Here is a 15,351-nt window from a genome sequence, read left to right on the forward strand (position 1 = left end):
CGCAATGGCAATCCCGCCGCCCGGCAAGCGGCGCTAAGATGGCATCAATACGTCCTCGGGAGACGCTCATGAGCGCCGTATTGACATCCCCGTCCGCCGCCAGCCATCGCGACCAGGTCGAAGACCAGCTGGGCGCGCACAATTACCATCCGCTGGACGTGGTGATCGCCCGCGGCAGCGGCGTCTGGCTCTACGACGTCGATGGCCGCAAGTACCTGGACTGCCTGTCCGCCTATTCGGCCGTCAACCAGGGGCACTGCCACCCCGCCATCCTGGCCGCCATGACGGAACAGGCGCAGAAGCTCACGCTGACCTCGCGCGCCTTCCGCCACGACCAGATGGCGCCGTTCTACGAAGACCTGGCCCGCCTGACGGGCGCGCACAAGATCCTGCCCATGAACAGCGGCGCGGAAGCCGTGGAAACCGCCATCAAGGCGGTGCGCAAATGGGGTTACGAAGTGCGCGGCGTGCCTGAAGGCGAGGCGGAAATCATCGTCTGCGCCAACAACTTCCATGGGCGCACCCTGGGCATCGTCGGCTTCTCGACCGACCCGGACGCCTATGGCCATTACGGCCCCTTCGCGCCTGGATTCAAGGTGGTCCCTTTCGGCGACTACGAAGCCTTCGACGCCGCCATCACGCCCAACACCGTCGCCTTCCTGGTCGAGCCCATCCAGGGCGAGGCCGGCGTCGTGCTGCCGCCCGCCGGATACTTCGCCCGTGTGCGGCGGCGCTGCACCGAACTGGGCATCACCTTGATCCTGGACGAGATCCAGACCGGCCTGGGACGCACCGGCAAGCTGTTGGCCGAGGAGCACGAAGGCATCGAAGCCGACGTCACCCTGATCGGCAAGGCGCTCTCCGGCGGGTTCTATCCCGTGTCGGCGGTGCTGTCCAACGCCGACGTGCTCGGAGTCTTCCAGCCCGGCCAGCACGGCAGCACCTTCGGCGGCAATCCGCTAGCCTGCGCCATCGCGCGCGCCGCGCTGCGCGTGCTGACCGAGGAAGGCATGATAGAAAACGCCGCGGCCATGGGCGCGTACTTCCTCGAACGCCTGCGGGCGCTGCCCGGCCCCGTGCGTGAAGTGCGCGGCCGCGGCCTGATGCTGGCCGTGGAACTGGAGCCCGGCGCGGGCGGCGCCCGCCTGTGGTGCGAACGCCTGCAGGCGCGCGGCATGCTGGTCAAGGATACCCACGGCCACACCTTGCGCCTGTCCCCGCCCCTGATCGTGACGCGCGAGCAGATCGATTGGGCCTGCGACCAGCTCGCCGCGGTACTATCCGCCCCTTGACGACGCACCTAGCCCGGAGCCCGCAACTTGCAGAACGCATCCCCCCAGCCCAAGCTCATCACCCTCATCGGCGCGCCCACCGACATCGGCGCGGGCGCCCGCGGCGCGTCCATGGGCCCCGAAGCCTTGCGCGTCGCCGACCTGGGGCCCGTCATCGAAGCCCAGGGCTTCCAGGTTACCGACCGCGGCAACCTGTACGGTCCCGCCAATCCCTGGCTGCCGCCCGTGGACGGCTACCGCCATCTGGAAGAGGTCGCGGCCTGGAATCGGGTGGTGCACAACGCCGTCTATGAAGAGCTCCGCCTGGGCCACCTGCCGATCCTGCTGGGCGGCGACCACTGCCTGGGCATCGGCTCCATCAGCGCCGTGGCCCGCCACTGCCGCGAGGCCGGCAAGAAGCTGCGGGTGCTGTGGCTGGACGCCCACGCGGACTTCAACACCCATGCCCTGACCCCCACCGGCAACATCCATGGCATGCCCGTCGCCTGCCTGTGCGGCTATGGGCCGGAACAGATCACCGGCCTGTCCGGCCAGACCCCGGACATCGAGCCGGGCTGGGTGCGGCAGATCGGCATCCGCAGCGTGGACCAGGGCGAGAAGCGCCTGGTCCACGAAGCGGGCCTTGAAGTCTTCGACATGCGCTACCTCGACGAGATGGGCATGCGCGCCACCATGGAGGCGGCGCTGTCGGGCCTGGACGCCGACACGCACCTGCACGTGAGCTTCGACGTGGACTTCCTCGATCCCGAAATCGCGCCCGGCGTCGGCACCACGGTGCCCGGCGGCCCTACCTACCGCGAAGCCCAGCTCTGCATGGAGATGATCGCCGATACGGGCCTCATGCGGTCGCTCGACGTCGTCGAGCTGAACCCCGCCTTCGACGTGCGCAACAAGACTGCGGAACTGGCCGTGGACCTCATCGAAAGCCTGTTCGGCAAATCCACCCTGATGCGGCGCGGAGCCTGAGCCAGGCCGCCGGCATGGCCGCGCCCGGCTAGCCGTCCCGCCCCTGCCGGATCCCTTCCGCCGCGGCGCTCAGCTGGCGCAAGCGTTCCTCGCGCCGTCCGCTCATGCGCGGCGTCGGGCCGGCCATGCAAAGCGCGTACCACTCCCCGCCCAGGTCCAGCGCCACGGCCAGCCCGGTCAGGTCCGCCACGCTTTCCCCCACATTCTCGGCCCAGCCTCTTTCCGCGGCGCGCTCGACCTCGGCCAGCAGAGCCTGGCGCGTAACCAGCGTGCGTTCCGTGTAGCGCGTGTATTCCGCCGAGGCCAGCACGGCCTCGCGCTCGGCCGGCGGCAGGCGCGCCAGGATGGCCTTGGCCACGGAGCTGGTATGCAAGGGCCGGCGGGTTCCCGGCCTTGCCGTGTAGTGCACGGGCTGCGTGGCCTCCACCACGTCCACATACAGCACGTCGCCATCCTGGATCTTGGCCAGCATGACCGTCTCGTCGGCCGCGTCGCGCAAGGCGACGAGTTGCGGGCGGACCTGCTCCAGCCAGGGATCGCCCGTCAGGATCTGCGCGCTAAGCGCATGCAGCTTGGCGGTTGGGTAGTAGCCGCCACGGCGGCGCACTTCGTACAGGTAGCCGCGCGCCACCAGCGTGCGCACCAGCGCCAGGCAGCTGGACATCGGCGCCCCCAGCCCCTGCGCCAGTTCGGTTAGCGGCAATGGGCGCCGCACTTGGGCAAACAGTTCGATCAGTTCCAGCGTGCGTGCGACGAGCTTCACTTCCATGACGGCCACCTGCCTCCTGGTTCCCGCGGCCCCGCAATCGGCCCGCGCCTTCCCGCGCCAACATGCCCTGGGTATTCCACTATGTTGACTTTCCCTGTATGGAAACATAAATTCTTGCACAGGAATTTTTATTCACCAACTAGAAAGAAATTTCAGCCGGATGGAGAACCGGCGGGCAGGCCAGATACACCGCGTCCAGACGAACATCGATAATTCGGCCCCAAACGGGCTGGGAGACAAGCAGATGCGTATCAAACCCCTGTTGGCGGCGCTGGCCGCCGCGCTGGCCGCCTCCGCGGCCCATGCCCAATCCGACGTGGTGCGCCTTGGCGTATCCAACGACCGCTCGGGGATCTATTCGGACCTCGGCGGGCTGGGTTCGGAAATGGCCGTCCGCATGGCCGTCGAGGATTTCGGCGGCAAAGTCGCCGGCAAGACCGTGGAAGTCATCGGCGCCGACAACCAGAACAAGGCAGACGTGGCCTCGGCCCTGGTGCGCCGCTGGTTCGACACCCAGGATCTCGTGGCCGTGGTGGACGGCGGCGCCAGTTCCGCCGGCCTGGCCGCCCAAGGCGTCGCCCGCGAGAAAGGCGGCACCGCCCTCATCAGCGGCGGTTTCGCCGGCGACTTCAGCGGCAAGCAATGCAGCAACCTGAGCACCCAATGGGCGCCCGACACCTACGCGCTGTCCAATGCCGTGGTCAAGAGCGTGGTCGAAAGCGGCGGCAAATCCTGGTACTTCATCACCACCGATTACGTCTTCGGCAAGTCGCTGGAGAGCAATGCCACGCGCTTCGTGCAGAATTCAGGCGGCACCGTGCTGGGCAGCACGCGCCACCCCCTGGGCGCGCTGGACTTCGCCTCGTTCCTGGTGCAGGCGCAATCGTCCAAGGCCAACGTCGTGGGCCTGGCCAGCGCCGGCGGCGACCTGGTCAATCTCATCAAGCAGGCGCAGGAATTCGGCCTTACAGGCGGCAAGCAGCGCATGCTGACCTTCCTCACCTTCATCAATGACGTCCAGGCGATGGGCCTGCCCGTCGCCCAGGGCCTGACGTTCCCCACCGGCTTCTATTGGGATGCCGACGAAGACACCCGCGCCTGGACTCAGCGCTGGCAGAAGAAGATGGGCGTGACCCGCGCGCCCTCGATCGTGCAGGCGCTCAGCTACGTCGCCACCACGCATTACCTGCAGGCCGCGCAGGCGGTGGGCTCGTTCGACGGCGCCGCCGTCAACCAGAAGATGCGCGAGTTGCCCATCACCACGAAATTGATCAAGAATGCGCGGGTACGCCCCGAAGACGGCCGCGTCATCATGGACCTGTATCTGGTGGAAGTGAAGAAACCCGCCGAATCCAAGTATTCCGGCGACTTCTACCGCGTCCTGTCCACGGTGCCGGGTGAAAAGGTCTTCGTGTCCCTGGCGGACAGCGAGTGCCCGAGCGTAAAGAAGTAATGCCCTGCCGGCGACGCGCCCCTTAACGCGGAGCGGCGGCCCGGCAGCAACGACACACCCAAAGGAGACAACCCATGAAGTGCTATTGCGTCGTGAACTTCCGCGAGCCCCTGCAGGAAATGAATCAGCCCACGCCCACGCCGCAAGGGTCGCAGGTGCTGCTCAAGGTCCGCGCGGCTGGCGTTTGCCACAGCGATATCCACTTGTGGGAAGGCGGCTACGACCTGGGCCAGGGCCGCACCCTGTCCCTGAAGGACCGGGGCGTCTCGCTGCCGCTGACCATGGGCCACGAAACGGTCGGCTCGATCGTGTCGGCCGGCCCCGAAGCGCAAGGGCTGGCGCCGGACCGCAACTACCTGGTGTATCCCTGGATCGGCTGCGGCAACTGCCCGTCCTGCCTTTCGGGCATGGAGAACCATTGCTCCGCCCCCGCCTGCCTGGGCGTGCACCGCGCCGGCGGCTATGCCGACCACATCCTGGTGCCGCATCCGCGCTACCTGATCGACATCGGCGAGCTGGAACCGGCGCAGATCGCGCCGTACGCCTGCTCGGGCCTCACCACCTATTCCGCGCTGAAGAAGATCGGCGCGGACATCTACCGCGAACATCCGGTCGTGATCTTCGGCGCGGGCGGCCTGGGCCTGATGTGCCTGACGCTGATCAAGGCGCTGGGCGGCGCTGGCGCCATCGTGGTCGACATCGACCCGGCCAAGCGCCAGGCGGCGCTGGAAGCCGGGGCGCTGGCCGCGATCGACGGGGCCGCCCCCGACGCCGCCCAGCAAATCATCAAGGCCGCCGGCGGCAAGCCCGCGCAGGCCGCGATCGACTTGGTGGGCGCGCCCGCCACCACCTCGCTCGCCTTCGATTTCCTGACCAAGGGCGGCAAGCTCATCATCGTGGGCCTCTTCGGCGGCGCCTCGTCCTGGCCGATCGCCCTGATTCCCATGAAGGCCCTGTCCATCATCGGCAGCTACGTGGGCAACCTGGCCGAATTGCAGGAACTGATGGAACTGGTGCGCACCGGCAAGGTGCCTCCCATCCCGGTGCACCGCTACGCGCTGGATGAAGCCGACAGCGTGCTGGCGTCGCTGCGGGCGGGCAAGGTCGTGGGCCGCGCGGTGCTGACAACCTAACCCTTCCGCGTGTCTGACACCCGTACGAGATGGCATGGGAATCCAAGCCTCTCTCCCCGGGTGTCAGACACCGGCTGACTTTGGAACAGCCTCAAGATGGCCGGTGTCAGACACCCGGGATCACCGTTGCAGCGCACAGGGCATCGCGCATGGTGTCAGACACGCGGAGTATGAGTCTCGGTGTCAGACACCCGGGATCACCGTTACGCTGTCAGACACCCGGAGTATGTAGTCTCGGATCGTAGATGAAGCGCTCCCGCCGCACGACTTCAATAAGGGCGGCGTCGGGATGCGCGGGATTGACGAGCAGGTTGAAGTCCGGCACGCCGGCACAGGCCACGATCGCGCTGGGCACCTGCAGCAGCGCCGAAACTCCCGAGGCGACCCAGGTATCGCCCACGCCCTGCGCCGCCTCGGCGAACGGGACCGCGTCCCAGAACGGGTAGTCGTCCTGCAGCTGATCCAGGGTCAGGATCTGCCTGCCGTCGTAGACCGCGCGCGGCACCGACAGCTCGATCAGGTAGCGGTTGGCCTGCTCAGAGGCCCGCGCCGCGAAATGCACCACCGTTTCCAGCACCGCCAGGGACACGCACGACGACGCATAGACCAGGGCCGTGCCCGGACTGTTGTAGCGGCCGCCCACCGCAGCCGCGCCCGCCCCGCTCAGGTCATCCGCCCGGTACTTGCCGGCCGTGGTGCCGATACGCCATAGCGAAACGTTGGCGGTCACAGGGCTGCCTTCATGCTGCGTGCCCCGGTCTTTTGCGGGCTCATGCGTAGACGCCGGCCGCAGCGCGGGCCAGCGTGTCTTCGACGATGCGGCTGCTGGCGTCCGACGTCAGCAGCGACAGCGGCTTGACGTTGCCCAGCGCGGGCACCGGCGTATTCAGCCACTGCACCGCCTCTTCCTCGCTGCCCAGCACCTGCCGGGCCACCCGGACCACCCGCGCCACGCGGGCGAGGCGGTCGGACTCGCCCAGGGGCAGCATGTGGCCTTCGCGGGTCCAGCGCGACAGAGACGCCGCCTTGACCTCGGTGATCGCCATGATCTCCGACTTGGGAACCTGAAGGTAGTCGGCGGCGTCGTCGACCATCTGCGCGGGCAAGCCGCGGCTTACGTCGCGCGCCATCTGGATCAGGGGGCTGTCCACGAGCCCGCGGAACAGCTGCTTGGGCCGCGCAGCCGAATGGCGGGGCGGCCGCTTGGCGACAGCCCCGCGCTTGGCGGGGGACTTTTCAGCGATGGCGATGGTCATGGCATTCTCCTGGAAGGCCGCGGCCCCAGGCCACGGTCATTACCAAATTGAATTCATAATATCCCATTTGGAAATTCCAAGGCAAGGCCGCAGCCGAACAGGCGGCTGCCGCCCGCCAGCGGGCATGCACCGGATTTGGGCATATCATAGGCAGCTGTAACACGATTCATCAGACTCTACGACAAGGACAGGCAATGACGGACCGGCAGCTCACGATACTCGCGGCGTTGAACCTCATGGTGGCGGTCGGCGCGGGAGCCTTCGGCGCCCACGGGCTCAAGCGCATGATCACGCCCGAGCTCCTGGCCGTCTGGCAAACTGGCGTCCTGTATCACCTGATTCACGGGCTGGGCCTGTTCGCCATCGCGCTGCTGGGAGCCCGTTACGGCTCGCCCCTGCTGTCGGCGGCCGGCGTGGTGATGTTCGTGGGCATCGTGCTGTTCTCCGGCAGCCTGTATGTGCTGTCCCTGACGGGCACGCACTGGCTGGGCGCCGTTACGCCCTTCGGCGGAGCCGCCTTCCTGGCTTCGTGGGCCATGGTGGCGCTGGCCGCCTATCGCGCCCAAGGCTAGCCCGCCCGGGGCTGGCCAGCCCCAGACCGGCCGCGTTTTTCCCATCCCTCCACACGGCGGCAGGAACCGCCGCTTTTCCAGGCTGTAGATGTCCACCTCGACCGCATTGCCCGCCACCCAGAACCAATCCGCCGCCGCAGGCATCGCCTGCGTGGTGGGCGGCATTTTCTTCCTGACGCTGAGCGACGCCAACGCCAAATGGCTGGGCTCCGCCTACAACCCGCTGCAAATCCTGTTCTTGCGCGCGCTCATCGCGCTGCCATTCGTCATGACGCTGGCATTGTGGCTGGGCGGACGCCGCGTGCTGCGGACGGCGCACCCCGGCCTGCACCTGACGCGCGGCGCCATCAACGTGGTGTCCGCCTGTTGCTTCTACCTGGGACTGCGCGCGCTGCCGCTGGCCGAGGCCACGGCCATCGCGTTCGCGGCCCCGCTGTTCGTGACCGCGCTGTCGGTATTCATCCTGAAAGAGCGCGTGGACGGCAAGCGCTGGCTGGCGGTGCTGGCGGGCTTCGCCGGCGTGCTGATCGTGGTGCGCCCCGGCACCGCCGCCTTCCAGGCGGCCACCTTGCTGCCCCTGACCACCGCCCTGCTTTATGCGGTCATGATGATCACTGCCCGCGGCATCAGCCGGGGCGAAGGCATGTTGACGACCACCTTCTACATCGTGCTGGGCCAGCTGGTGTGCAGCGCGGCCGGGTTGCCCTGGGTATGGCGCACGCCCGCCATGGAAGATCTGCCCTACTTCGGCGCCGTGGCGCTCTTCAGCACACTGGGCTTGGCGCTCATCACGCAAGGCTTCCGCATCGGCCCCGCCTCGGTGGTCGCTCCCTTCGATTACACGGGCCTGATCTGGGCCACCATCCTGGGCTGGATATTCTGGCGCGAGGCGCCCGACGCCTACGCCTATCTGGGCGCCCTGTTCATCGCCGGCAGCGGCGTGTACATCGCCGTGCGCGAAGCGCGCGCCAAGGCCAGGCCCCGCCGGCCCGCCGCGAACTGACGCGCGGCTACTCCGTGGGCGCCGGAAAATGCCGACGCAGCACGCGCGCCACGTTCGGCTCCTGCGCGGCCTCCCGCGCCACCGCGGTCAAGGCCGGGCAGACCGACTCGAACCACGCGTGCCCCGGGCGCCAGCGCGTCATCACGGTGATGTACAGATCCAGCGCCGAAAACCGCCTGCCGAGCATGTGCGGCGCGCCGGCCTGGCGCTCCAGCTCCTGCCAAAGCTCGGCCCGCCGCATGTGCACGCGCTCGCGCAGCAAGTCGGCGGGCGCGCCCGCCATCGTCCATTGCGGCGGATCGTCGCCGTACGTGAACGTGGGATAGATGGCGCCCACCAGCCGGATCAGCAGGTTCAGGAAACGCGTCCGCTCCGGCTTGTCGGCCGGCGGCGCCAGCCCGGCCTGCGGCGCCACGTCGTTCAGGTGCAGGATGATGGCCGCGCTCTCGGTCATGACCTCGCCGTCCGGCATCACCAGGGTCGGCACCTGGCCCAGCGGATTCAGCTGCAGCAGCCGGTCGCGTTCCGGACCGGGCTTCAGGTAGGGAATGTCCGTCAGCGTGTGCGGCACGTTGGCCAGCACCAGCGCCATTTCGACGATGGCGGACCCGCAGCCCGCCGACCCGATCAGCTCATATGGTTTCATGGCATTCACTCTCCGGAATCCGCTGGCGCCACCCGCAGCAGTTCGCCGGGCGAGGCGTCGGTCAACACGTACACGTAGCCGTCCGGCCCCTGCCGCACATCGCGTATGCGGCTCTTGCGGTCCACCAGCAGGCGCTCCTGCGCCACCACACGGTCGCCGTCCAGGGTCAGGCGAATCAGGTTCTGGTTGGCCAGCGCGCCGATGAATACGGAATTGCGCCACGCGGGGAAGCGGTCGGCGTCGTAGAACGCCATCCCGCTGATCGCGGGCGACTTCGGCCACCAGAACAGCGGAGCCTCCATGCCGGGCAGCGTATCGCCCTTGGCTTCGGGTATGGGCAGGCCCGAGTAGTTGATGCCGTGGGTCACCAGCGGCCAGCCGTAGTTCTTGCCCGGCCGGACGAGATTGATTTCGTCGCCGCCGCGCGGACCGTGCTCGTTTTCCCAGAGATCGCCCGACCAGGGATTCAGCGCCATGCCCTGGGGATTGCGATGCCCGTATGACCAGATTTCCGGCCGTGCGCCGGCCTGGCCCACGAAGGGATTGTCCGGCGGCACCGAGCCATCGGCCTTCAGCCGCACTACCTTGCCCTGCAGCTTGTCCAGGTCCTGCGCGGTGGGGCGCTGGTTGTTCTCGCCCAGCGAGATGTACAGATAGCCCTTGCGGTCGAACACCAGCCGCGACCCGTAGTGCAGGCCGGACGAGAGCTTTGGCTCCTGGCGGAACAGCACGCGGAAGCCCTCCAGCGCCGTGCCGTCGTCCGACAGGCGCCCGCGCCCCACGGCGGTGCCGCTCTTGGAGCCGTCGGCCTCGGCATACGACAGGTAGACATAGCGGTCGTTGGCGAAATCGGGAGAGAGCACGACGTCGAGCAGGCCGCCCTGCCCCTGCGCCGCCACCTTGGGCAGACCGCTCAGAGGCTTGGACAGGCCGCCCGCCGCGCGCAGCAGCCGCAGGCTGCCGGAACGCTCCGTGATCAGCATGCCGCCGCCAGGCAGGAAGGCCATCGACCAGGGATGGTCCAGCCCGCCAGCTACCGACGTGACGCGGGCCGCTACCGAGGGAGGCTCCGAGGCCGCGCGCGTCGGCGCGGCCAATGCCGCCGACAGGCTCAGGAACAGGAAGAAAGCGCGCGTGCTCGCGGCGGGGCTTGGCGGCATGGTCATCTCCGGCGGCAACTGGTTTGAATGCGTCGTGGCGGGCGCAGCGCATGGCCCGGCACGCCGGAAGCCCCGCGGGCGGACGCGCGGGTGGCGTACCATATCGGCCAAGGACGGGGCTCCCGTCCTTCCTCCCAGGAGACTCCATCACATGAAACTGTACTACATGCCCGGCGCGTGCTCGCTGGCCTCGCACATCGTCCTCGAATGGATCGGCAAGCCCTACGAAACGCACAAGCTCAGCCGCGACGAACTGAAAGGCCCCGAGTTCCTGAAGGTCAATCCGCTGGGCGCGGTGCCGGCGCTGTCGGACGGCGACTGGACGATCACGCAGAACGCCGCCATCCTGGAACACCTGGCCGAACAGGCCCCGCAGTCCGGGCTGATGGGCGACGGCACTGCCCGCGCGCGCGCCGAGGTGCGCCGCTGGCTCGGCTTCATCAATTCCGACGTCCACAAGACCTTCTCGATGATCTTCGGCGCGCCGCGCTTCGTGTCGGAGGAAGGCGCCCAGAAGGAATTGGCCGGCTCCGCCTCCAGGCTGCTGACCAGGCTCTTCTCGCAACTGGACGCGCAACTGGCCGGCAAGCCCTACCTCACCGGCGAGGCGCCCTCCATTGCCGATGCCTATCTGTACGTGGTGCTGCGCTGGGCCCGCGCCAAGGAAGTGGATCTGTCGGGGCAAGACAACCTGGCGGCCTTCTTCAAGCGCATGGAAGCCGACAAGGGCGTGCAGACCGCGCTGGCGGCGGAAGGCCTGTAAGCGGCAAGCCGGGCGCCCCGCGGTCCGGATCAGCCGACGCCAGCCGGAATTTCCGCCAGATCGGGCGGCGCCCCATCCTCCAGCGTCTTCTTGACGGCCGCCAGGAAGCGCCTGGCCAGCAAAGGCGGCGCGCTCAGGTTCGAGTGGGTAGCCCAGATATCCACGTACGCCGCCGGCAGTATCGGCCGCAGCACCATACGGGCGGCCTGATCGGGCGTGACGCACCAGGCGTCCACCAGCGCCGGTCCCAGCCCCTGCTGCACGAACGAGCAGGCGGTCACCGGAGAATGCACCTCCACCGCCGCCGGACAGGCGCCGCGCTCTCCGAAGAACGGCTTGAGCGCCCGCGCCAGCGGCGTATCGCCGGGATAGCCTATCCAGGCCGCCGTCGAAAAATCCTCCGGACGCACTACTTCCCTGCCCGCCAGCGGATGCGCCGCGGGCAGCGCGCAGATCACCGGCACCTGCGCCAGCCGCACCGAGGTCAGGTTGGGATGATCCGGCGGTTGCATCGAAATTCCGATGTCCGCCTGCCCCGACAGGAAATAGGCGGCCAACTCGTCGAAGGTCACGCTGCGGTAATCCACGCGCGCGTCGGCATTGCGGTTGCGGAAGCGGTCCAGCGCCATCGGGATCAGCCGCTGGCCGAAGCTGGCGCTGGCGACGATCTTCAGCATGCCGGCGCCCGATTGCGCCAGGCTGGCGGCCAGGTCGTTCACCCGCTGGATGCCGCCATACACCTGCTCCACCTCGGCATACAGCCGCCGCGCCTCGGCGGTGGGCGACAAACGGCTTTTCACTCGCTCGAACAACCGATAGCCCAGGCGGCTCTCGGTCAACGCGAGCACCCGGCTGACGGCGGGCTGCGACACATGCAGCATCCGCCCCGCGCCGCTGATCGAACCCGACATCATGATGGCCCGGAACACTTCGATCTGCCTCAGGTTCAGCGGCCGTCCGGCAGTCGGTCCCACCTCGTCCGCATAGGCGTACATATCCACTTTTCCCCGTCCCAGTCGCACCGAATCGATAACTGCCGATTATAGGTTTTCGACATTTTTCGATGACGGCCCGCCCCGGCCTCGGGTGTAACCTGCCGGCCTCTACCACAACAGAATCAGGGGAATCCATCATGCGCAACCGTATCTTCCGCGGCCTTTCTGCGCTGGCGCTTGGCGCCGCGCTGTCGGCCACCGCCGCCGCCGGCGCCTATCCCGACAAGCCCATCACCTTCGTGGTCCCGTCCGCGGCCGGCGGCTCGCCCGACGTGCTGTCGCGCCTGATCACGACCCAGCTCGCGCGCGACACCGGCGCCACCCTGGTGATCGAGAACCGTCCCGGCGCGGCCGGCAACATCGGAATCGCGCTGGTGAAGCGCGCCGCGGCGGACGGCTATACGGTGGGCTACGGCAACATCAACACGCTGGCGGTGAACCGCTCGCTGTTCAAGCGCCTGCCCTACGACGTGGACCAGGACCTGACGCCCGTCGCCCATCTGTTCGACCTGTACAACGCGCTGATCGTGCCGGCCGACTCGCCGATCAAGAGCGTGCAGGACCTGATCGACCGCGCCCGCAAGGAGCCCGGCCGCCTGTCTTACGGCGCCTCCGGCGTGGGCACCACCGGCCACATGGGCGGCGAACTCTTCAAGAGCATGGCCAAGGTCGACGTGATGTTCATTCCGTACAACGGCGGCCCTGCCGCCATCCAGGATCTGCTGGGCGGGCGCCTGGACTACCTGTTCGTGAACACCTCTGAGGCGGCGCCGCTGGTCGCCAGCGGCAAGGTGCGCGCCATCGGCGTCAGCAGCCTGAAGCGCCTGCCCATGATGCCGGACGTGCCGACGCTCGACGAGGCCGGCGTGAAAGGCTACGAAACGGTCTCGTGGGGCGGCGTGGTCGCGCCCAAGGGCACCCCCGACGACGTGGTCGCCACGTTGAACGCCGCGATCCAGAAGGCGCTGCAGGCCCCCGACGTGCGCACCGGACTGGCCACGCTGGGCGCCGAGCCGGCCGGCGGATCGCCCGCCGAGTTCAAGCATCTGATCGACCGCGAAACCGCCAAGTGGCGCCAGATCATCGAATCCGCCGGCATCGAGAAGCTCGACTGAACATGACCATGTCCCGCTTGCAGGCTGACTTCATCGTGGCCGGCGCCACGCTCATCGACGGCTCGGGCGGCCCCGCCCGCCGGGGAGACCTGGCGGTGCTGGGCGAGCGTATCGTGGCCGTGGGCGGCTTCGCCCATCCCGCCGGCGTGCCGGTGATCGACGCCCGGGGCCTGGTCCTGGCGCCCGGCTTCATCGACTCCCACACCCACGACGACGGCTACCTGCTGGCGCATCCCGACATGCTGCCCAAGGTGTCGCAGGGCATCACCACGGTCGTCACGGGCAATTGCGGGATCAGCCTCGCGCCGCTGGCGCGCACGGAGATTCCGCAGCCGCTGGACCTGCTGGGCCCGGCCGCGCTGTTCCGCTACGGCACGTTCCGCGCCTGGATGGACGCCCTGCGCCAGACGCCGGCGGCGGTCAACGTGGTGCCCCTGGTGGGCCACACCACGCTGCGCGTGGCCGTCATGCAGGACACCTCGCGCGCCGCCGACGAGCGCGAACGCGCCGCCATGCGCGAACTGCTGGCGCAGGCGCTGGACGCCGGCGCCTTCGGCGTCTCGACCGGAACGTTCTATCCGCCGGCCAGCGCCGCGCCCACGTCCGAAATCATCGACGTCTGCGCGCCGCTGCGCGGCCGCCCCGGCATCTACGCCACCCATTTGCGCGACGAGGCGGACCATATCGTCCCGGCGATGGAGGAAGCGCTGCTCATCGGCCGCGAACTGGGCTGCCGCGTCGTGTTCTCGCACCACAAGCTGGCGGGAGAGCGTAATCACGGCCGCAGCCGCGAAACGCTGGACCTCATCAGCCGCGCCGCCGCCTCGCAGCCCGTCTGCCTGGACTGCCATCCCTATCCGGCCACCTCGACGATGCTGCGGCTGGACCGGGCGCGGCTGGCCAGCCGCACGATGATCACCTGGTCCAAGGGGCATCCGGAGGCCACCGGCCGCGATTTCAGCGAAGTCATGGCCGAACTGGGGCTGGACGACGAGGCCGCCATCGCTCGCCTGGCGCCGGCCGGCGCGATCTATTTCCTGATGGATCCGGAGGACGTCAACCGCATCTTCACGCATCCGCTGACGATGGTGGGCTCCGACGGCCTGCCCTTCGATCCGCATCCGCATCCCCGCCAATGGGGCACCTTCACCAACGTGCTGCGCGCGATGGTGCGCGAACAGCAGCTGCTGTCGCTGGAGTCCGCCATCCACAAAATGACCGGCCTGGCCGCGGACCAATACGGCATCGCCGAGCGCGGCCGGCTGCGCGAGGGGTATCATGCTGACTTGGTGCTGTTCGATCCCGCCACGGTAAGCGATGTGGCCACTTTTTCAGCTCCCATTCAGGCAAGCCAGGGCATCCAGTCGGTATGGGTCAATGGCAAGCGCGTATGGGACGGGGAACGGACAGGCGCCGAACGCCCGGGCCAGGTTCTGGCGCCGGGTGCCGCATTACCTCGGAGTGAATAACGTGAATACCTATTCCCAGGGTTGTTACCTGGGTGTACTGGGCGGAATGGGCCCCATGGCCGGCGCGGCCTTCGCCCTACGCCTGGCGGCGCTGACGCCCGCCGATGTCGACCAGCAGCACATCCCCACCCTGCTGCGCAACGACCCCCGCATTCCCGACCGTTCCAGCGCCTACATGGCGGGCGGCGAGAATCCCCTGCCCCACATGGTCGAGGGCGTGCGCTTCCTCGAGCGGGCCGGCGCGCAACTCATCGCCATCCCGTGCAACACGGCCCATCTCTGGTACGACGAGATCGCCGCGTCCACGAACCTGCCTGTGCTGCACATCATCCAGGCAGTCATCGAAGACCTGCGCCGCCTGGGCCTGCCCAAGGGCCGCATCGGCCTGATGGGCACCGCCGCCACCCTCAAGCTGGGCCTGTACCAGCGGCACCTGGAAGCCCATGGCTACGAATGCATCGTGCCGGACGACGATGAGGTCGAGCGCTACTGCATGGGCTCCATCCGCGCCGTCAAGGGCAACCAGCTGGAAGAGGCTTTCGCCCCGGCCGCCGAATGCATCGCCCGCCTGCGCGCCCGCGGGGCCGACGCGGTGGTGCTGGGCTGCACGGAACTGCCGCTGGCCGTGCCGCACGCGCTGCGCCCTAGCCTGGGCGTCACGCTGACGGACTCCATCGATGCGCTGGCCCGCGCCGCAATCGCGCATTACCAGGCCGACGAGCCGCGGGAATTGATCGCCGCCTGATGGGCTGGCGAAAA

16 protein-coding genes are annotated in these 15,351 nt (G+C 68.3%); 10 read left to right on the forward strand and 6 right to left on the reverse strand.

The window, feature by feature from the left end:
* Nucleotides 1-68: 68 nt before the first annotated feature.
* Both rocD and rocF read left to right on the forward strand, forming a co-directional pair.
* Nucleotides 69-1,292 (forward strand): ornithine--oxo-acid transaminase, encoded by a 1,224-nt coding sequence (gene rocD, locus JL37_RS28700; protein ID WP_043548666.1) that lies wholly within the window; start codon nucleotides 69-71, stop codon nucleotides 1,290-1,292.
* Nucleotides 1,293-1,319: 27 nt separating this feature from the next.
* Nucleotides 1,320-2,258, forward strand: a complete 939-nt coding sequence (gene rocF, locus JL37_RS28705) for an arginase (protein WP_043548668.1) — start codon at nucleotides 1,320-1,322, stop codon at nucleotides 2,256-2,258.
* Between the two features lie 28 nt (nucleotides 2,259-2,286).
* On the opposite strand, the gene JL37_RS28710 is transcribed toward rocF, so the two are convergent.
* Nucleotides 2,287-3,027 (reverse strand): IclR family transcriptional regulator, encoded by a 741-nt coding sequence (locus tag JL37_RS28710; RefSeq protein ID WP_043548669.1) that lies wholly within the window; start codon nucleotides 3,025-3,027, stop codon nucleotides 2,287-2,289.
* Nucleotides 3,028-3,271: 244 nt separating this feature from the next.
* Between JL37_RS28710 and JL37_RS28715 the strand changes: the two genes are divergently transcribed.
* Together JL37_RS28715 and JL37_RS28720 are read left to right on the forward strand one after the other, a co-directional pair.
* Nucleotides 3,272-4,480, forward strand: a complete 1,209-nt coding sequence (locus tag JL37_RS28715) for an ABC transporter substrate-binding protein (RefSeq protein ID WP_043548873.1) — start codon at nucleotides 3,272-3,274, stop codon at nucleotides 4,478-4,480.
* A 74-nt stretch (nucleotides 4,481-4,554) separates the two neighbouring features.
* A complete protein-coding gene (locus tag JL37_RS28720) occupies nucleotides 4,555-5,613 on the forward strand; it encodes an alcohol dehydrogenase (RefSeq protein WP_043548670.1) in 1,059 nt (352 codons plus the stop codon).
* A gap of 211 nt (nucleotides 5,614-5,824) precedes the next feature.
* On the opposite strand, the gene JL37_RS28725 is transcribed toward JL37_RS28720, so the two are convergent.
* Entirely contained in the window at nucleotides 5,825-6,343 is a 519-nt protein-coding gene (locus tag JL37_RS28725) for an RES family NAD+ phosphorylase (RefSeq protein ID WP_043548673.1), read from the reverse strand.
* A gap of 40 nt (nucleotides 6,344-6,383) precedes the next feature.
* On the reverse strand, nucleotides 6,384-6,869 hold the full coding sequence (locus JL37_RS28730; RefSeq protein ID WP_043548675.1) for an antitoxin Xre/MbcA/ParS toxin-binding domain-containing protein: 486 nt from the start codon (nucleotides 6,867-6,869) through the stop codon (nucleotides 6,384-6,386).
* A 194-nt stretch (nucleotides 6,870-7,063) separates the two neighbouring features.
* Between JL37_RS28730 and JL37_RS28735 the strand changes: the two genes are divergently transcribed.
* Both JL37_RS28735 and JL37_RS28740 read left to right on the forward strand, forming a co-directional pair.
* Nucleotides 7,064-7,441, forward strand: a complete 378-nt coding sequence (locus JL37_RS28735) for a DUF423 domain-containing protein (protein WP_043548677.1) — start codon at nucleotides 7,064-7,066, stop codon at nucleotides 7,439-7,441.
* An 88-nt stretch (nucleotides 7,442-7,529) separates the two neighbouring features.
* Entirely contained in the window at nucleotides 7,530-8,444 is a 915-nt protein-coding gene (locus tag JL37_RS28740) for a DMT family transporter (protein ID WP_043548680.1), read from the forward strand.
* Nucleotides 8,445-8,451: 7 nt separating this feature from the next.
* Here JL37_RS28740 and JL37_RS28745 read toward each other — a convergent pair whose 3' ends face one another.
* Nucleotides 8,452-9,090 (reverse strand): glutathione S-transferase family protein, encoded by a 639-nt coding sequence (locus JL37_RS28745; protein ID WP_043548682.1) that lies wholly within the window; start codon nucleotides 9,088-9,090, stop codon nucleotides 8,452-8,454.
* A 5-nt stretch (nucleotides 9,091-9,095) separates the two neighbouring features.
* Nucleotides 9,096-10,250 (reverse strand): PQQ-dependent sugar dehydrogenase, encoded by a 1,155-nt coding sequence (locus JL37_RS28750; RefSeq protein ID WP_043548683.1) that lies wholly within the window; start codon nucleotides 10,248-10,250, stop codon nucleotides 9,096-9,098.
* 151 nt (nucleotides 10,251-10,401) lie between these two features.
* Between JL37_RS28750 and JL37_RS28755 the strand changes: the two genes are divergently transcribed.
* Complete coding sequence (locus tag JL37_RS28755; RefSeq protein WP_043548684.1) at nucleotides 10,402-11,013, forward strand: glutathione S-transferase family protein; 612 nt, start codon at nucleotides 10,402-10,404, stop codon at nucleotides 11,011-11,013.
* Nucleotides 11,014-11,042: 29 nt separating this feature from the next.
* On the opposite strand, the gene JL37_RS28760 is transcribed toward JL37_RS28755, so the two are convergent.
* Entirely contained in the window at nucleotides 11,043-12,014 is a 972-nt protein-coding gene (locus JL37_RS28760; protein ID WP_043548685.1) for a LysR family transcriptional regulator, read from the reverse strand.
* A gap of 131 nt (nucleotides 12,015-12,145) precedes the next feature.
* Between JL37_RS28760 and JL37_RS28765 the strand changes: the two genes are divergently transcribed.
* From JL37_RS28765 to JL37_RS28775, 3 genes are read left to right on the forward strand one after another with little or no spacing between them, the layout of a single operon-like run.
* Nucleotides 12,146-13,123 carry a tripartite tricarboxylate transporter substrate binding protein gene (locus JL37_RS28765; RefSeq protein ID WP_043548686.1) on the forward strand — a complete coding sequence of 326 codons (978 nt, stop codon included), beginning with the start codon at nucleotides 12,146-12,148 and terminating at the stop codon, nucleotides 13,121-13,123.
* Between the two features lie 2 nt (nucleotides 13,124-13,125).
* The gene (locus JL37_RS28770; protein ID WP_043548687.1) at nucleotides 13,126-14,592 is read left to right on the forward strand and encodes an amidohydrolase family protein; all 1,467 of its coding nucleotides are present in this window, start codon (nucleotides 13,126-13,128) and stop codon (nucleotides 14,590-14,592) included.
* A 1-nt stretch (nucleotide 14,593) separates the two neighbouring features.
* Nucleotides 14,594-15,337 carry an aspartate/glutamate racemase family protein gene (locus JL37_RS28775; protein WP_043548688.1) on the forward strand — a complete coding sequence of 248 codons (744 nt, stop codon included), beginning with the start codon at nucleotides 14,594-14,596 and terminating at the stop codon, nucleotides 15,335-15,337.
* Nucleotides 15,338-15,351 lie beyond the last annotated feature (14 nt).

Origin of the sequence: Achromobacter sp. RTa, assembly GCF_000757485.1 — a bacterium.
In the GTDB taxonomy this organism is placed as follows: Bacteria; Pseudomonadota; Gammaproteobacteria; order Burkholderiales; family Burkholderiaceae_B; genus Achromobacter.

Bases quoted from the DNA above. Each gene is read 5' to 3' on its own strand.
- rocD (WP_043548666.1), top strand. From the start codon at position 69: ATGAGCGCCGTATTGACATCCCCGTCCGCCGCCAGCCATCGCGACCAG.
- JL37_RS28710 (WP_043548669.1), bottom strand. From the start codon at position 3,027: ATGGAAGTGAAGCTCGTCGCACGCACGCTGGAACTGATCGAACTGTTT.
- JL37_RS28715 (WP_043548873.1), top strand. From the start codon at position 3,272: ATGCGTATCAAACCCCTGTTGGCGGCGCTGGCCGCCGCGCTGGCCGCC.
- JL37_RS28720 (WP_043548670.1), top strand. From the start codon at position 4,555: ATGAAGTGCTATTGCGTCGTGAACTTCCGCGAGCCCCTGCAGGAAATG.
- JL37_RS28730 (WP_043548675.1), bottom strand. From the start codon at position 6,869: ATGACCATCGCCATCGCTGAAAAGTCCCCCGCCAAGCGCGGGGCTGTC.
- JL37_RS28735 (WP_043548677.1), top strand. From the start codon at position 7,064: ATGACGGACCGGCAGCTCACGATACTCGCGGCGTTGAACCTCATGGTG.
- JL37_RS28740 (WP_043548680.1), top strand. From the start codon at position 7,530: ATGTCCACCTCGACCGCATTGCCCGCCACCCAGAACCAATCCGCCGCC.
- JL37_RS28745 (WP_043548682.1), bottom strand. From the start codon at position 9,090: ATGAAACCATATGAGCTGATCGGGTCGGCGGGCTGCGGGTCCGCCATC.
- JL37_RS28750 (WP_043548683.1), bottom strand. From the start codon at position 10,250: ATGCCGCCAAGCCCCGCCGCGAGCACGCGCGCTTTCTTCCTGTTCCTG.
- JL37_RS28755 (WP_043548684.1), top strand. From the start codon at position 10,402: ATGAAACTGTACTACATGCCCGGCGCGTGCTCGCTGGCCTCGCACATC.
- JL37_RS28765 (WP_043548686.1), top strand. From the start codon at position 12,146: ATGCGCAACCGTATCTTCCGCGGCCTTTCTGCGCTGGCGCTTGGCGCC.
- JL37_RS28770 (WP_043548687.1), top strand. From the start codon at position 13,126: ATGACCATGTCCCGCTTGCAGGCTGACTTCATCGTGGCCGGCGCCACG.